Here is a 14,535-nt window from a genome sequence, read left to right on the forward strand (position 1 = left end):
TTGTATGTTTAAATCTTAAATTTTAGGAAATGAGAAAATTTTATGTGCTATTGCTAATACTAGCAATAATGGCTCCTTGTATGCTTACATTTGGGGCAGATAGAAAGAGGAAAAAAGACAAAACAGAACAAAAAAGTGAAGAGGTAGTTAAAAAGAAAAGTAAGTATGATGAGTTGTTAAAAAAGCCTAATGTGGTGACTGCTAAAGGCGATTTTGTAACCGTACATAAGATTGGAGGTAAGATTTATTTCGAATATCCGTTAAAATACATGGGACGGGATGTATTGTTGGGAGGTACAGTATCGGCAACTTCCGAACCGATGTTCGTGAATTTGGGATTCAAGTATCAGAACCCGATGTTGCTGGAAGTCGTGATACAGGACTCTACTGTTTTCTTTAATAAGAAGAATGTTGCTTATTCACGAGGCACGGATGAGGCTTGGGCTCGTAAAGCTGTGGAAAGAAATTTCATCCCGCGTTTATACAAGCGTTTCCCTGTTGCGGCTTATAATATCGATAGCACGGCGGTGGTAATTGACGTGACGGAACTTTTAAATAATAACCCGGAACTTTCTCCTGAAGGATATACCGGTATGTTTAAAAATACCCTTATGAAAGAATCCTCGTTCTTCGGGAAAGTAAAAGCTTTCGAGGATAATGTTTCCGTGGAAATAAACCAAGAGGTGCAGATCGGTATGGAGTTCGCTATTTTTAAAGCGTCTTTGGGAAAAGTTTCAACCCGTTCGGTTATCTCAATGCTTTTATTACCGGAAAAGAAAATGAATCCTCGTGTTCAAGATTCTCGTGTAGGAATATTTCCGACTTATAACGGTAGTCACGAAAACGGGACTCTTCCCTTTCGAGAAATTTCGCAGACAGAGGATGGATTACGTTTATATAATCTAGCTAATCGTTGGCGTTTAGAACCGAAAGACATCAAGGCGTGGGAGCGTGGTGAGTTGGTGGAACCCGTGAAGCCGATTGTGTGGTACGTGGATGACGCTTTTCCCGATGAGTGGAGAGAACCGATCAAAGCGGGTGTTTTGATCTGGAATCAAGCTTTCGAGAAGATCGGTTTCAAGAATGCGATTCAAGTTCGTGATTTCCCCGTGAATGACCCGAGTTTTGATCCGGATAACCTGAAATATTCTTGCTTGCGTTATTTGCCTACTCCGGACGCTAATGCTATGGGGCCTTCTTGGGTGGATCCGACAACCGGAGAGATTGTTAACGCTTCGGTTATCGTCTATAATAATATTATACAGTTGATTAATAATTGGCGTTTCGTGCAGACCGCACAGGTAGATTCCAGAGTTCGGGCGAAAAAGATGCCGAAGGATGTTATGGACGAATCGATAGCTTACGTGATCGCCCACGAGATCGGGCACACGTTAGGATTGATGCACAATATGGCAGGGTCGGCAGCTATACCGGTGGATTCTTTACGTTCGGCAAGTTTCACTCGTGAATACGGGACGACGGCTTCCATTATGGACTACGCTCGTTTTAATTACGTGGCGCAACCCGGTGACAAAGGGGTGAAATTGACACCCCCGGGGCTGGGCGTGTATGACGAGTATGTTATCAAGTGGTTGTATAGTCCGATTCCTCAAGCCAAGGATATGTGGGAAGAAGCCGCTATCGCTGAAAAATGGATTGACGAGAAAGCGGGAGATCCTTACTATCGTTATGGACGGCAACAGATAAGTAATCGTTACGACCCCAGTGCTTTTGAGGAGGATTTGGGTGACGATCCCGTAAAGGCAGGAACGTACGGTATCAAGAATTTAAAGTATATTCTTGAAAATATGAATGAATGGATCAAGGACGACGAGGATTTGAGATATCGTTCCGGGATTTATTTGCAGATTCAGCAACAATATTTCCGTTATTTGATGAACGTATTGTATCAGGTAGGAGGTATATACCTGACACAAGTGAAAGACGGGACGGACGGGGAGCCGGTAAGGGCATTGGATCGCAAAAAACAAAAAGAATCATTAGCTTGGGTAATAAACGAGTTACTTCACAGTGAATGGATTAATGCCCCGCAATTATCCGATAAATTTGATTTGGATATAAGTGCATCAGCTAATATAATTAATCGGGTTTCATATTCCTTTTTGTCGACATTGGCAACGAATGTAACCCTCTCTTCGCACGTTTCAAAAGAAAAAGTGCCTTACTCGGTTCGGGAATATTACGATGATTTATACTTGAAGATATTTGCCCCTACAATACAAGGGCGGAAATTAACAACAACCGAAAAAGCTTTACAGAATGCATTTCTGCTTTCCGGATTTAGTGCTGGTGGTGGAGGGAGTATGGCTGCTTTGACGAACGATTCGCGTTTCGTCCCGTCGGAAATGTCGCCATTACCTTCTTTGGATGAGATACGAGCTTATGGTTTGGATGAATCCGGAGTATCAAAAATATGGTATGAACAGTTGCAGCAAATTGAAGCACGTTACGGGAAAGGTTCCGTGGCACGTGCCTTGTTTGATAATAATTTTGGACGTTATGTATCACCGTTTCAAAATACGGTTTTCGTGGACGCTATCAGTGAACTCGGGTACTATAATATCGTGATGCTACGAAAAGTGCGTGATTTGGTAAAAGGAAAAGTTGCCACGGCTCACCGTGATGATAAGGCGTATTACGAGGGATTATTGATTAAATTGAATAAGTTTTTCAAATAGATATAAAATGTTTTTGTGTTTGAAAGGTCGTGTCTGTCTGGCACGACCTTTGTCTATCGACTATATGGTAACGAGGGGTGTTGTATTGTGAAAATGAATTCAGATTTGAGATAAATAAATTGCTCCCGGTTTTGATTTAATACTGATATTGATAATACCATTTTTGTTTTCGGGTATTCTATACGTGTGGAAAAAGTGTGATAATTTTTTACTCAAAACAATATTGTATGGAAAAATCAATCGTAAAAGTAGAACATCTGTCTCATCGATACAGTGTTCAATGGGCTATCCGGGATATTAATTTCGAGATAACGGAAAATGGAATTTATGGTTTGCTCGGTTCTAACGGGGCGGGGAAATCAACCACGATGAATATCATGTGCGGGGTGTTGAAGCAGACAGAGGGGGACGTTTACATCAAGGGCGTGAGCATGCGTGATAATCCGGTAGAAGCAAAAAAGCATATCGGTTTCCTGCCGCAGAAGCCCCCGTTGTATGGTGATTTGACGGTGGAGGAGTTTCTGGCGTTCACGGCGAATATCCGTCGTATTCCGGAAGACGAAGTCGCGGGAGCGGTGAAAAGTGTTATGGAACGTTGTGGGGTAGGCCATTTCCGGAAGCGGTTGATTCGTAACTTGTCGGGCGGTTACCAGCAGCGGGTGGGTATCGCGCAGGCGATTATTCACAATCCGGCATTCGTGGTGCTGGACGAGCCGACGAACGGTTTGGACCCGAATCAGATCATAGAGATACGCCACTTGATAAAAGAGATCGGTGAGGATAGAACGGTGATTCTATCGACGCATATTCTGTCGGAGGTACAGGCGACGTGTGATTATATACGGATGATCGAGGAAGGACAGGTAGTTTTTTCCGGCACGGTGGAGGAGTTTGACAATTATATTGTTCCCAGCACGATATTCGTGACTTTGGCGTCAATGCCTTCGGCGGAGGAACTAAAGGTATTGCCCGGGGTGGTGGATGCCGAGAACACGGGTGGCATGAATTACCGGGTAAATTTCTCGGACTCCCGCGAGGCGATCACCAAGATCGTGGAAACAAGCGTGGCTCGCAACTGGCAATTGCTGGAGATTCGTGCCGAGAAGAGTTCTATGGATAACGTGTTCGCCGAGTTGTCCGCCAAGAGTAAGAAACATTAAAATCGAGAATTTATGAAGATGGCATTTAAAATAGCAAAGATGGAATTGCAATCTTTGTTCTTCTCGCCCGTGGCGTGGTTGTTGCTGGTCGTGTTCTCTTATCAGGTCGGAATGACTATTTCTGATTCGTTGGAGGGAATCGTGGTACGCCAAGCGATGGGATACGAGATGTGGAGAGTGACGGGCAGCGTGTTCGCGGGATTAATGGAGTCGATACAAGGCTCTCTTTATTTGTATATTCCCTTGTTGACGATGAATATGATCAGTCGCGACTTGAACGGGGGGACAATAAAGTTGTTGCAGTCGGCGCCTTTACGCAATATTCAGGTGGTAGCCGGTAAATACATGGCTTTGATGGTATTCGGGCTGGCGATGATGGGCGTGATATTGTTTTACGTGATATTCGGTTTGTTCACGATCGAGAATATAGATATTCCTTACGTGTTGACGGGTATTCTGGGACTTTACCTTTTGTTGTGCGCTTATGCCGCTATCGGGTTGTTTGTTTCCAGTCTGACTTCTTATCAAGTGGTGGCGGTGTTCGGTACTTTGATGATTCTCATCCTGTTCAATTACGTGGGCGACGTGGGGCAGAACTACGAGTTCGTGCGGGATATCACTTATTGGCTTTCAATCCGGGGCAGGGTGTTCGAGTTTATTCACGGGTTAATATGCAGCGAAGACGTGCTTTATTTCCTGATCGTGATCGCTATATTCTTGACATGGACAACGCTCCGGTTGATTAACCGGGTGCAGAAGCGGGGATGGACAGTCCGCTGGGGTGCCTACCTTGGTGTATTCGTGTTGGCGATGGGATTGGGGTATCTGAGTTCCCGCCCGATGCTGATGTCGTATTACGATGCCACGAGAACGAAGGGAAATACGCTGAGCGAGGGAAGCCAGAATATCGTGAAGTTGCTTGACGGAAAGGTGAAGATCACGACTTACACGAATGTGCTTGACAAGGAGTTTTGGAGCACGCTGCCCGATCATATTAATCATGACATGGGCAATTTCCGTGATTACGTGCGTTTTAAACCGGATATGAAGTTGCGTTACGTTTATTTCTATGACAACGCGGGTAACGAGGAACTGGACGAGCAATATCCCGATTTGAACGACAGAGAACGGGCAGAACGGATATGTGATAATTACGGGATTCCTTTCTCTATTTTCCTGTCGCCGGAGGAGATGAAGAAAATAGAGGATTTGAGCGCGGAGGGCAACAAGACAATACGCGTAATCGAACGGGAGAACGGGCAAAAGTCTTATTTACGTTTCTATTATCACGGGGGATGGAAAGAGTCCCCGATGGAAGGCGAGATTTCCGCCGCATTCAAACGTCTGGTGATGGACGTACCGACGATAGGCTTCCTTACCGGGCATGGTGAACGCGATATCAACCGGGAAGCCGACCGGGAATATAAGCGTATTTCCAGTGACAGGAATATTCGAAGCTCTATGGTGAATCAGGGGTTCGATATAGAGGAAGTGCGAGCGGATCAGGCTATCCCGGACAGTATCAATATACTGGTGATTTCCGAGTTAAGGTCGCCTTTGAGCGAGCGAGAGAAAGTGCATCTGGACGCCTTCGTTGACCGGGGCGGCAATCTCTTTATACTCGGCGGACCGGGAAGACAGGAACTGATGAACCCGCTTGTCGAGCGGTTCGGTGTCCGCTTTATGCCGGGGCAGCTGGTGCAACCGACAAAAGATCTTCAAGCTGACCTGATACAGGCTTTACCGACGAAAGAAGGAATAAAATTATGGCCGGGGTTGGATATAATTCGGATATACGAGGGCTGCGTTGCTATGCCGGGCTGCGTCGGTTTGGAATACACTCCCGTCGAGGGGGTGACGATCACGCCGTTGTTTACCACCGACACGACGGGATGCTGGAATAGGACACGGGGCGCGGACTTCACGCGTGATTCGATTGTTTATGAACCGGAAGCGAGTGACCGTGCCGGAGTTTTCGCCACGGTAATAGCTTTGAGCCGCGACGTGAACGGCAAGCAACAACGTGTAGTTATCTCCGGCAACACGGATTGCTTGAGTAACGGGGAATTTGCCACGGGCAGGCGGGAAGTTCGCAATTTTAATTACGAGTTGGCTCGTTCCGGTTTCTACTGGTTGTCACACGAGGAATTGCCCGTGAATACTTCCCGCGCGGAGCCGATAGACAGGAAATTGAATATTAGCGAGTCTGCCATGGAGGTATGGAAGATCGTGTTCATGGTAGTTATTCCCGTTATACTCGCGTTTGCCGGAATCTTGATATGGCTTCGGCGCCGGGGACGTTGATACTTAAAATTTAGATTATGAGAATGATATATAAAATAGCGAAAACCGAGTTACAGATGTTGTTTTACTCGCCTATAGCTTGGTTAGTGTTGATCATATTTACTTTTCAATGTGGTTTGATTTTCACGGGTTCCGTCACGATGATCGAGAAACAGCAAGCGATGGGGTACGATCCCATGTTTATCAGTTCCAGTATTTTCGGTCGCCTTTTCTACGAGGTGCAGAACTATCTTTTCTTGTACATCCCTTTACTGACGATGGGATTGGTAAGCAAAGATCTTGCCGGGGGAACGATGAAACTTTTGTACTCGTCGCCGATGACGAACGCGCAGATTATCTTGGGTAAATACTTGTCCATGGTGATTTTCGCGCTCGTGTTGGTATCTATTTTTATCGTGTACGTGATATTCAGTCTGTTCGCGGTAGAGAACTTTGATGTATTGCAGATTCTTACCGGGATACTCGGTCTTTTCCTTTTGATATGTACTTATGCAGCCGTCGGGTTGTTTTTCTCGACGCTGACTTCTTACCAGATTATCGCGGCAGTGGCGACTTTAGTATTCTTGACTTTCTTGAACTTCATAGACCGTATCTGGCAGGATATTGATTTCGTTCGCGACGTCACTTTTTGGTTGTCACTTCCGCGGCATGCCGGAACGTTTATAGGCGGGATGATTTGCAGCGAGGAGATCGCTTATTTCATCATGTTCCCCGCCATGTGCGTGTGGTTCTCTATCGTGCGCCTGTCTTCCCGCGTGCAGAAGAGTTCATGGGTGCGGAATTTCGCGAAATACGCGGGTGTTTTCCTTATCATGGCGATGGTGGCTTACGTGAGTTCCCGTCCCGCCTTGATGGGGTATATCGACACGACACGGGAGAATAGTTTAACGTTGACGCCTAACAGTCAGGAAATTGTGAAGAAGCTGAAGGGCGGACTCACGATCACCACGTACAGTAATTTGCTGGATGAGGACTTCATGAAGGCACTCCCTCGTTACCAGAATAATGACGCGTACCAATTTCGTGAATACCTGCGGTTCAAGCCGGAGATCAAGATGAAATACGTGTATTATTACGATTCGGTTCAGAACACGAAACAGAGAGGTTTTTTGTCTGAATTGCCGATGGAGAGAAGGGCAAAACAGATTGCCGCGTCGTTCAAGATCAAGTTGTCGAGATACTTGACCCCGGAGCAGATCAAGCAGGTGATTGACCTGTCGCCGGAGGACAACCGGTTCGTGCGGCAGGTGGAACGGGAAAGCGGGGAGAAGATGTTCCTGCGGCAGTTCGACGATATGATGAGAGATCCGTCGGAGGCGGAGATTTCCGCCGCGTTCAAACGTATGGTGATGGAGTTGCCTACCGTGGGTTTTCTCACCGGACACGGCGAGAGAAGTATCAGCCGCTACCGGGATCGGGATTATGCCAGCTTTGCTCAAAACAAGCGTTTCCGCTATGCCTTGCTGAATCAAGGTTTTGATGTTCAAGAAGTAACATTGGACGGGAATATTCCCGAGCGGATCAATATTCTGGTGATAGCCGACATGCAACAACCTTTGAGCGAGCCGGAAATGGAACGTCTACAACAATATATCGACCGGGGAGGCAATTTGTTTATCGCGGGAGAGGCGGGCGGACAAGCACGGATGAATCCTCTGGTGCGGCAGTTTGGTGTGGAGTTCACGGATGGAGTACTCGTGAAACCGACAGAGGATTATCAGCCCGATCTAGTGCTGGCATGGCCGACAGAGGAGGCACGGGAATTATCGTATTTCTTCGGGACGATGATCGAGTGGCGCATGTGTGCCATGATGCCGGGTGCTACCGGGTTGAGATACACGGTAGATAAGGGGTTTAAAGTTACGCCGATGTTATTGACGGATTCCACGGGAGTGTGGAATGAACTGGAAACCGTGAATTTCATTGATGATACGGTGCGTTATAATCCGGCGGCAGGGGAGAAGGAACAACAATACACGACGCTTTTGGGATTATCCCGTCCGCTGGGAGAGCGCGAACAGAAGATCGTGATTCTCGGTGACGCCGATTGTATCGGCAACGCGGAATTATTCAAGCCCCGCGAGGGAATGGAGAACGGCAATTTCTATATCATTCTCGGTTCCTTCCAGTGGCTGTCCGACGGTGAAGCCCCAGTAGACGTGCGTCGCCCGAAAGCGATAGATAATAAACTGTTCCTCGGTAAAACCGGGGTGAAAGTGACGGAGATCGCGTTCAAGTGGATTGTACCTGCCGGGTTATTGCTATTGGCTATTTTCGTGTGGATCAGGAGGAGAGGGAGGTGATTTCATCTTCCAATAATAGAACGATTAGACTATTCCACGGGCTCGTCAGGGGAACCCTTGTATTGTTAACGAGTGTTTAACGTGTCGTGAACCGGTGGTGTACCGGTATATACCGTTTACCACCGGTACACCACCGGAACACCACCAGTACACGATACTGGAACACCCCTTGTGTTCCTCTGTTAATATGTTGATGTACAGTGGTTTAGTTGTGTTTATTAATTAATATTTATTAACAACTACAAGGTCGCTTACCCGTGTTCCGCCCCTTTTCCACTCCTTTGATGCCTGATGGTGTAGCTATTTTTAACGCTATATGTTGTAATAATTGTGATATTATGTGATATAATTATAAAAGCATTTATAAATCATACATCCCCGGGTCGGGTTCATTTTTCTTTTGAATGGTGAACGTGAGATACGTGTTGTTCATGATATCGATGGCGAGTAGTTTGCCGGAAAGGACACCGGGTTTTTCCAGAATGACTTTTATTACTTCGTTGGCTTGGAGAGAACCGATGATGCCGGGAAGGGCGCCGATCACCCCTAGGGGTTGCGAGAAGTCCTTCACGGCATCATGGTACTCGAACAGATCCCGGTAAGTCGGACCGTCGTGATAATTAAAAACAGAGAGTTGTCCCTCGAACTCGCGAATGCTACCGTAAACGAACGGTTTATGCAGTTGCACGCAGGCGTCGTTTATGACGTAGCGGGCGTAAAGATTATCGGTGGCATCGACCACGACATCGTAACCGGTGATGATTTCGAGCGCGTTATCGGGAGTTAATCGGGTGATATATGGTGTAATCCTGCAAAAAGGATTTAATTGAATTAATTTAGCGGCTGCAACGGTTGCCTTGGCTGTCCCCACGTGTGTCGTGTCGTATAATATCTGTCGTTGCAGGTTGGATTCCGATACCGTATCGTCGTCCATGATTCCGATGTGCCCGATGCCGGCGGCGGCAAGGTAGTATAACACGGGAGAACCGAGTCCCCCGGCACCGACTACCAGTACACGGGAATCTTTAATTTTTTCTTGTCCTTGAATTCCAATGTCTTGAAGAATTATATGTCGGTTATAACGTTCCGTTTCTCTAGAGGTTAATGACATATTCTATCGCTTTAATTCTAAATTTGTTCTATTTGTCTTTTAATTATTTCTCTCGTTAATGTGTTGCTTCACGAAACGATTGACGGTACAGATGGAGACCTTGTATTTTTTGGCTATTTTCTTGTAAGGGACGCTGTTATCCATGAGTTCAATGATTTTATCCTTGTTCTGGATTAACACGTTTAACTGCGGGCAACTCCCGTACGGGCGTCCCAGTTTAACGCCTTCCGCTTTCCTGACTGCCAAAGCTTCTCTCGTGCGGATGGAGATCAGATTACGCTCGATTTCAGCCACAAGCCCAAAGGCAAACCCCAAGATTTTGCTATTCAAGTTATTCTCGAAAGTGTATCCCTCTTTCGTGCTGTGAAGAACAATTTTGCGCTGGATGCAGGTATTGATGATATTCATGATATCGATCAATGTCCTGCTCAAGCGCGATACTTCCGTGACGATAAGGCAATCACCCTCTTGCAAAGATTCAAGAAGATCACCGAGTTTCCGGTCACTACTGCTAACTTTACCACTGACTACGTCGTGGTACCATTTATCAATATCAAGACCTCGGCTGGATGCAAATTTCTTAATCTCCTCCTCCTGATTTTCCAGGTGTTGTTTGTTAGTACTGACTCGTAAATACGCAACTACCATAATTGATTTAGTTTTTGACGTTTAAAAAGACAAACGTAACAAAAGGAGGAGAATAAACGTGATACTATAAATGTTAAAATTAGTTATGAAATTCAAGAGAGTGTCCCGCTCTCGACTACATCCATGCATCCCAATCTTTCCACACCGGTTCATAGCCTTGTGCCTTAATGGCTTCCACCATTTCTTGCGGGCTACGGTCATCGTTAATGGCAAATTGCTCCAGTTCCTTGTGGGGAACGACATACCCGCCGGGTTCCGTGCTTGATCCCGCGCTCATCGAGGTTGCCCCCAAGTGCATCACGTGATCTCTGAATTTCCGGCTTTCCCGCGTGGAGATGGAGATTTCTGCCTGTTGATCTAGCAAGCGGTACGCGCAGATCAGTTGCACCATTTGGCGATCGTTGATCGGGTCTTTCGGCATAAAAGCTCCCGCGTGCGGGCGCAAACGGGGCAGGGAGATCGAGAACTTGGATTTCCAGTAGTTCTTTTCCAAGTATTTTAGATGCAAGGCGGTGAAGAAGGCATCCGTGCGCCAGTCTTCCAACCCGAGTAACGCCCCGATTCCCATTTTTTGTACACCTGCCGAGCAAGCTCGATCGGGAGTTTCCAAACGGTAACGATAGTTTGCTTTTCTTCCTTTCGGGTGGTAAAGCGGGTATTGTTTCTCGTTATACGTTTCTTGATACACGCAGACAAAGCTAAGTCCGGCTTCATGCAGGCGGGCGTAGTCTGCCGTGTCGAGAGGTTGTACTTCTATGGCTATTTGTGAGAATTTGTCGCGTACGGTACGGATTACTTCCTCGTAATAATCCACGGTCGTAACGGCGGGTGCTTCTCCCGATACGAGTAATAAATGCTTGAAACCCCAATCGGCGATAACGTCTATTTCAGCCTTAACCTCGTCCAAGGTAAGCATTTTGCGATGAATTTCGTTATCATGGTTAAATCCGCAATACACGCAAAAGTTCGTGCAATAATTGGAAACGTAAAGGGGAATGTATAATTGGATGGTATTCCCGAATCTTTCCAGAGTAAGGCGTTGCGCTTCGATTGCCATATCTTCCAATAAAGGAGTGGCGGAGGGTGCAATGAGTGCCATAAAATCGTCTAACGTGCGACGCGGGTTGTTTATGGCGGCGATCGCATCGTTTTTCGACTTATCCATGATGCTTTGTTTTACACCATCCCAGTCGTAAGTTTTAATTGTATCGTAAAATGTATTCATAATTAAGTCTATAAAGTCTATAAAGTCTATAAAGTCTATAAAGTCTATAAAGTCTATAAGGTCTGTAAAGTCCATAAAGTCCATAAAGTCCATAAAGTCACGGGTGTCTGTAGGAGTTCATGGACCTTATGAACCTTACGGACTTTATGGACTTTTGACAGGACTAAGCGATTTCGCTTAGTCCAAGAATGCCGTTAGTGGAGAACTGGCTTGCGCGTGGCGGTATTGCTTGGCTAATTTTGCCTCGAATGCCATGCGTCCGGCTTCAACAGCCAGTTTGAAAGCTCGTCCCATTTCTACCGGGTTGGGGGATACGGCAATAGCGGTGTTCACCAACACGGCAGAGGCTCCCATTTCCATGGCAGCGGCAGCATGTGAAGGTGCCCCGATTCCCGCATCCACGATAACGGGTATCTGGCTTTGCTCGATAATGATTTCAAGCAGATCACGGGTAACCAAACCTTTGTTTGTCCCGATAGGAGCGCCCAAGGGCATTACCGTTGCGGCTCCGGCGTTCTCCAAATGCTTGCATAACACGGGATCGGCTTGAATGTAGGGTAGAACGATGAATCCTAATTTAGCCAATTCTTCCGTGGCTTTCAGGGTTTCAATCGGGTCGGGGAGAAGGTATTTCGGATCGGGATGTATTTCCAGTTTCAACCAATTGGTACCGAGAGCTTCTCTTGCCAGCTGTGCGGCGAACACGGCCTCTTTGGCGGTGCGCACACCGGATGTGTTGGGCAACAACGTGATATGGGGTGCTTTAAGGTGGGCGAGTATATCGTCTTCTTTGCTTTCCATGTCTACTCGTTTCAGTGCGACTGTCACGAGTTGCGATTCGGACGCCAGTATGGCATCTTCCATGATCTGATTTGACGCGAATTTACCGGTTCCGGTGAACAGGCGTGAAGTGAATACCTTGTCTGCAATCTTTAATGGTTCCATATTAATTTTAGATTTCTTGATTTTATGATTTAAGATTTATGATTTCAACTGCACTTGTCGCCATTTTTTTTATCGTAAATCGTAATTCATAAATCGTCAATTAATTCGTTTTCAATTGTAACAAAACTTCTTTTGTCTTTTCCGTGATATCGTCGTTGTCTTTCAGTAAAGAGGAGAGGGCGATACCTGTTACTCCCGTGTCTAAAATCGGGCGGATATCTGTTTCCCGGATGCCGCCGATAGCGTGTATCGGGAGATGAATACCTGCTTCCCGGCATTTATCCGTGATTTGTTGATAACCTTCCAATCCTAGTATCGGGCTTAGACGCTTTTTCGTGGAAGTAAACCGGAACGGTCCCAGACCGATATAGTCTACTTGTTGACGATAGCGCTCCGCCACGTCGTCAAACGTGTTGCATGTTCCCCCGATAATCTTTGAATAACCTAGTATTTTACGGGCTTCCAGTGGGTTCATATCTTCCTTACCGAGGTGTACCCCGTCCGCATCCAGTTCGATGGCGATATCCACGTGATCATTGATCAGGAATAAAGCATTGTAACGTCGGCAAATTTCTTTCACGGCGTTCCCGGTTCGGATAAATTCCTCTCTCGACACTTCTTTCATCCGCAATTGTATCCAACGGCAACCGCCTTTGCACACGGCTTCCACTTGTTCGGGAATAGGCGTTCCCTCCTTGTGATCCGTGATGTACTGCAACGGAATTTCGTGCAGGTTCGCTGTAGCAGTTGCGTGTATCCGGCTGTGTATACCCAAATTCGTGTCATTTCCCCGAATAAAATCGGATACATAGCGTTGTCCCAGACGACAGGCTTCAGGTAAAGAATACCCGAGAGTCAAGTAGGAGGTAACGGCGGAGGAAAGGACACAACCCGTGCCGTGTTTGCCGTGCTTTCCCCGTGCGACGGAGAAAGTATATATCTCTTCTCCCGTGATCAGACGATCGGACGCCAACGCTTCCGTGTTGTGTCCGCCTTTCCAGAGAATATTGGTATGCAATTGTTTGGCAATTCTTTGCAATCCTTCTGCTTCCAAGTTATTGCCGAAAAGAATCTCCAGTTCGTTTCTATTCGGGGTAAGTAAATATATCTTGCCGAGGATATTTTGTATCGTTTCCATGTTTTCCCCGTTATGAAATTGGAATCCGGCACTTGCTTTTAGAATCGGGTCCCAGATGATTTTCACTTTTGGCAAAGTGGTCGTGAGGTAATCCACTACTTGTGCCAAAGAATCAAAGTTTTCGATCAACCCGATTTTGACGTATGCCGGGGTAAATTCTCGGCACAATACTTCACACTGGCGGATAATCTCCCCTGGGGACATCCATTTTGTCCCAAGGTACTCGTTCTGATTTTGGAACGTGATCGCACTTGCAACTCCTAATCCATATACCCGGCAACATTCAAAGGTCTTGATGTCGGCAGTTACTCCTGCGCCGGAACTCTGGTCGAATCCGGCGATGCTTAACGTTTCGTCGGGAAAGATTTTCAGAAAGCGGGAGAGAGCTTCCGAAGGGGTATCCCAAAGGTATCCCAACAGAGCGACTCCCCGGAATCCTAATTTCCGGCAAGCGGTTACATTATCCGCGCTAATTCCTCCCAAGGCAATCACGGGGGTAGAGGTCTTTTTTAATCCTTCCTTCAGCATGTCAGGTGTAAACATGGATTTGTACCCCTGTTTGGAAATACTGTCAAACACGGGGCTTAAAAACACGTAATCGGGAGTGAATGGCAATGTCGCGATCTCTTTAAAGGAGTGGCACGATACGCTGACATGCGCGTACCATTTCCTGTCCCCGAAATGCTCCGCTTGCTTTGACTTGAGATGAATCCCTCTCAGTCCGTATGCTTCTACCAGATCAAAATGATCGTGTACAATGATGCGTTCCCGGAAACAAGGTTCTATCTTCTGGATAAATCGCTCGTAAACAACCCGTTCTGCATCCGGCTTTCGTAAATGCAACAGGTGCAAACCGTTCTTGAAGAGGCTATTCACGATAACTTCTTCATCCGGAATCCGGTAAGGGGGGGTAATGACGACTATCATGTAGTTAGTTCATAAAGTTCATAAAGTTTATAAGGTTCATAAAGTTTATAAGGTTTTGGATGTCCTTCGGACAAA

General features: G+C 46.4%; 9 protein-coding genes. 4 read left to right on the forward strand and 5 right to left on the reverse strand.

Features of this window, described 5'->3' with window-relative positions:
• Positions 1–29 precede the first annotated feature (29 nt).
• The 4 genes from H8S64_RS05505 to H8S64_RS05520 all read left to right on the forward strand — a co-directional run bounded on the left by H8S64_RS05505 (position 30) and on the right by H8S64_RS05520 (position 8,466).
• Positions 30–2,699 carry a zinc-dependent metalloprotease gene (locus H8S64_RS05505; protein WP_186975287.1) on the forward strand — a complete coding sequence of 890 codons (2,670 nt, stop codon included), beginning with the start codon at positions 30–32 and terminating at the stop codon, positions 2,697–2,699.
• 227 nt (positions 2,700–2,926) lie between these two features.
• Complete coding sequence (locus tag H8S64_RS05510; protein ID WP_099292327.1) at positions 2,927–3,859, forward strand: ABC transporter ATP-binding protein; 933 nt, start codon at positions 2,927–2,929, stop codon at positions 3,857–3,859.
• A gap of 12 nt (positions 3,860–3,871) precedes the next feature.
• A complete protein-coding gene (locus H8S64_RS05515) occupies positions 3,872–6,163 on the forward strand; it encodes a Gldg family protein (protein WP_186975288.1) in 2,292 nt (763 codons plus the stop codon).
• Between the two features lie 17 nt (positions 6,164–6,180).
• On the forward strand, positions 6,181–8,466 hold the full coding sequence (locus tag H8S64_RS05520; protein ID WP_186975289.1) for a Gldg family protein: 2,286 nt from the start codon (positions 6,181–6,183) through the stop codon (positions 8,464–8,466).
• A gap of 361 nt (positions 8,467–8,827) precedes the next feature.
• Here H8S64_RS05520 and H8S64_RS05525 read toward each other — a convergent pair whose 3' ends face one another.
• The 5 genes from H8S64_RS05525 to H8S64_RS05545 all read right to left on the reverse strand — a co-directional run bounded on the left by H8S64_RS05525 (position 8,828) and on the right by H8S64_RS05545 (position 14,460).
• Entirely contained in the window at positions 8,828–9,577 is a 750-nt protein-coding gene (locus tag H8S64_RS05525; RefSeq protein ID WP_099292330.1) for a HesA/MoeB/ThiF family protein, read from the reverse strand.
• A 39-nt stretch (positions 9,578–9,616) separates the two neighbouring features.
• On the reverse strand, positions 9,617–10,225 hold the full coding sequence (locus H8S64_RS05530; RefSeq protein ID WP_099292331.1) for a recombinase family protein: 609 nt from the start codon (positions 10,223–10,225) through the stop codon (positions 9,617–9,619).
• Between the two features lie 115 nt (positions 10,226–10,340).
• Positions 10,341–11,450, reverse strand: a complete 1,110-nt coding sequence (gene thiH / locus H8S64_RS05535; RefSeq protein ID WP_186975290.1) for a 2-iminoacetate synthase ThiH — start codon at positions 11,448–11,450, stop codon at positions 10,341–10,343.
• A gap of 177 nt (positions 11,451–11,627) precedes the next feature.
• Entirely contained in the window at positions 11,628–12,395 is a 768-nt protein-coding gene (locus H8S64_RS05540) for a thiazole synthase (RefSeq protein WP_186975291.1), read from the reverse strand.
• A 100-nt stretch (positions 12,396–12,495) separates the two neighbouring features.
• On the reverse strand, positions 12,496–14,460 hold the full coding sequence (locus H8S64_RS05545) for a thiamine phosphate synthase (protein WP_186975292.1): 1,965 nt from the start codon (positions 14,458–14,460) through the stop codon (positions 12,496–12,498).
• Positions 14,461–14,535: the final 75 nt, after the last annotated feature.

This window comes from Butyricimonas hominis (assembly GCF_014287455.1).
Taxonomy (GTDB): Bacteria; Bacteroidota; Bacteroidia; order Bacteroidales; family Marinifilaceae; genus Butyricimonas; species Butyricimonas muris.

Coding starts and splice junctions, on each gene's coding strand:
- thiH (WP_186975290.1), bottom strand. CDS start 11,450: ATGAATACATTTTACGATACAATTAAAACTTACGACTGGGATGGTGTA.
- H8S64_RS05515 (WP_186975288.1), top strand. CDS start 3,872: ATGAAGATGGCATTTAAAATAGCAAAGATGGAATTGCAATCTTTGTTC.
- H8S64_RS05530 (WP_099292331.1), bottom strand. CDS start 10,225: ATGGTAGTTGCGTATTTACGAGTCAGTACTAACAAACAACACCTGGAA.
- H8S64_RS05520 (WP_186975289.1), top strand. CDS start 6,181: ATGAGAATGATATATAAAATAGCGAAAACCGAGTTACAGATGTTGTTT.
- H8S64_RS05525 (WP_099292330.1), bottom strand. CDS start 9,577: ATGTCATTAACCTCTAGAGAAACGGAACGTTATAACCGACATATAATT.
- H8S64_RS05510 (WP_099292327.1), top strand. CDS start 2,927: ATGGAAAAATCAATCGTAAAAGTAGAACATCTGTCTCATCGATACAGT.
- H8S64_RS05545 (WP_186975292.1), bottom strand. CDS start 14,460: ATGATAGTCGTCATTACCCCCCCTTACCGGATTCCGGATGAAGAAGTT.
- H8S64_RS05540 (WP_186975291.1), bottom strand. CDS start 12,395: ATGGAACCATTAAAGATTGCAGACAAGGTATTCACTTCACGCCTGTTC.
- H8S64_RS05505 (WP_186975287.1), top strand. CDS start 30: ATGAGAAAATTTTATGTGCTATTGCTAATACTAGCAATAATGGCTCCT.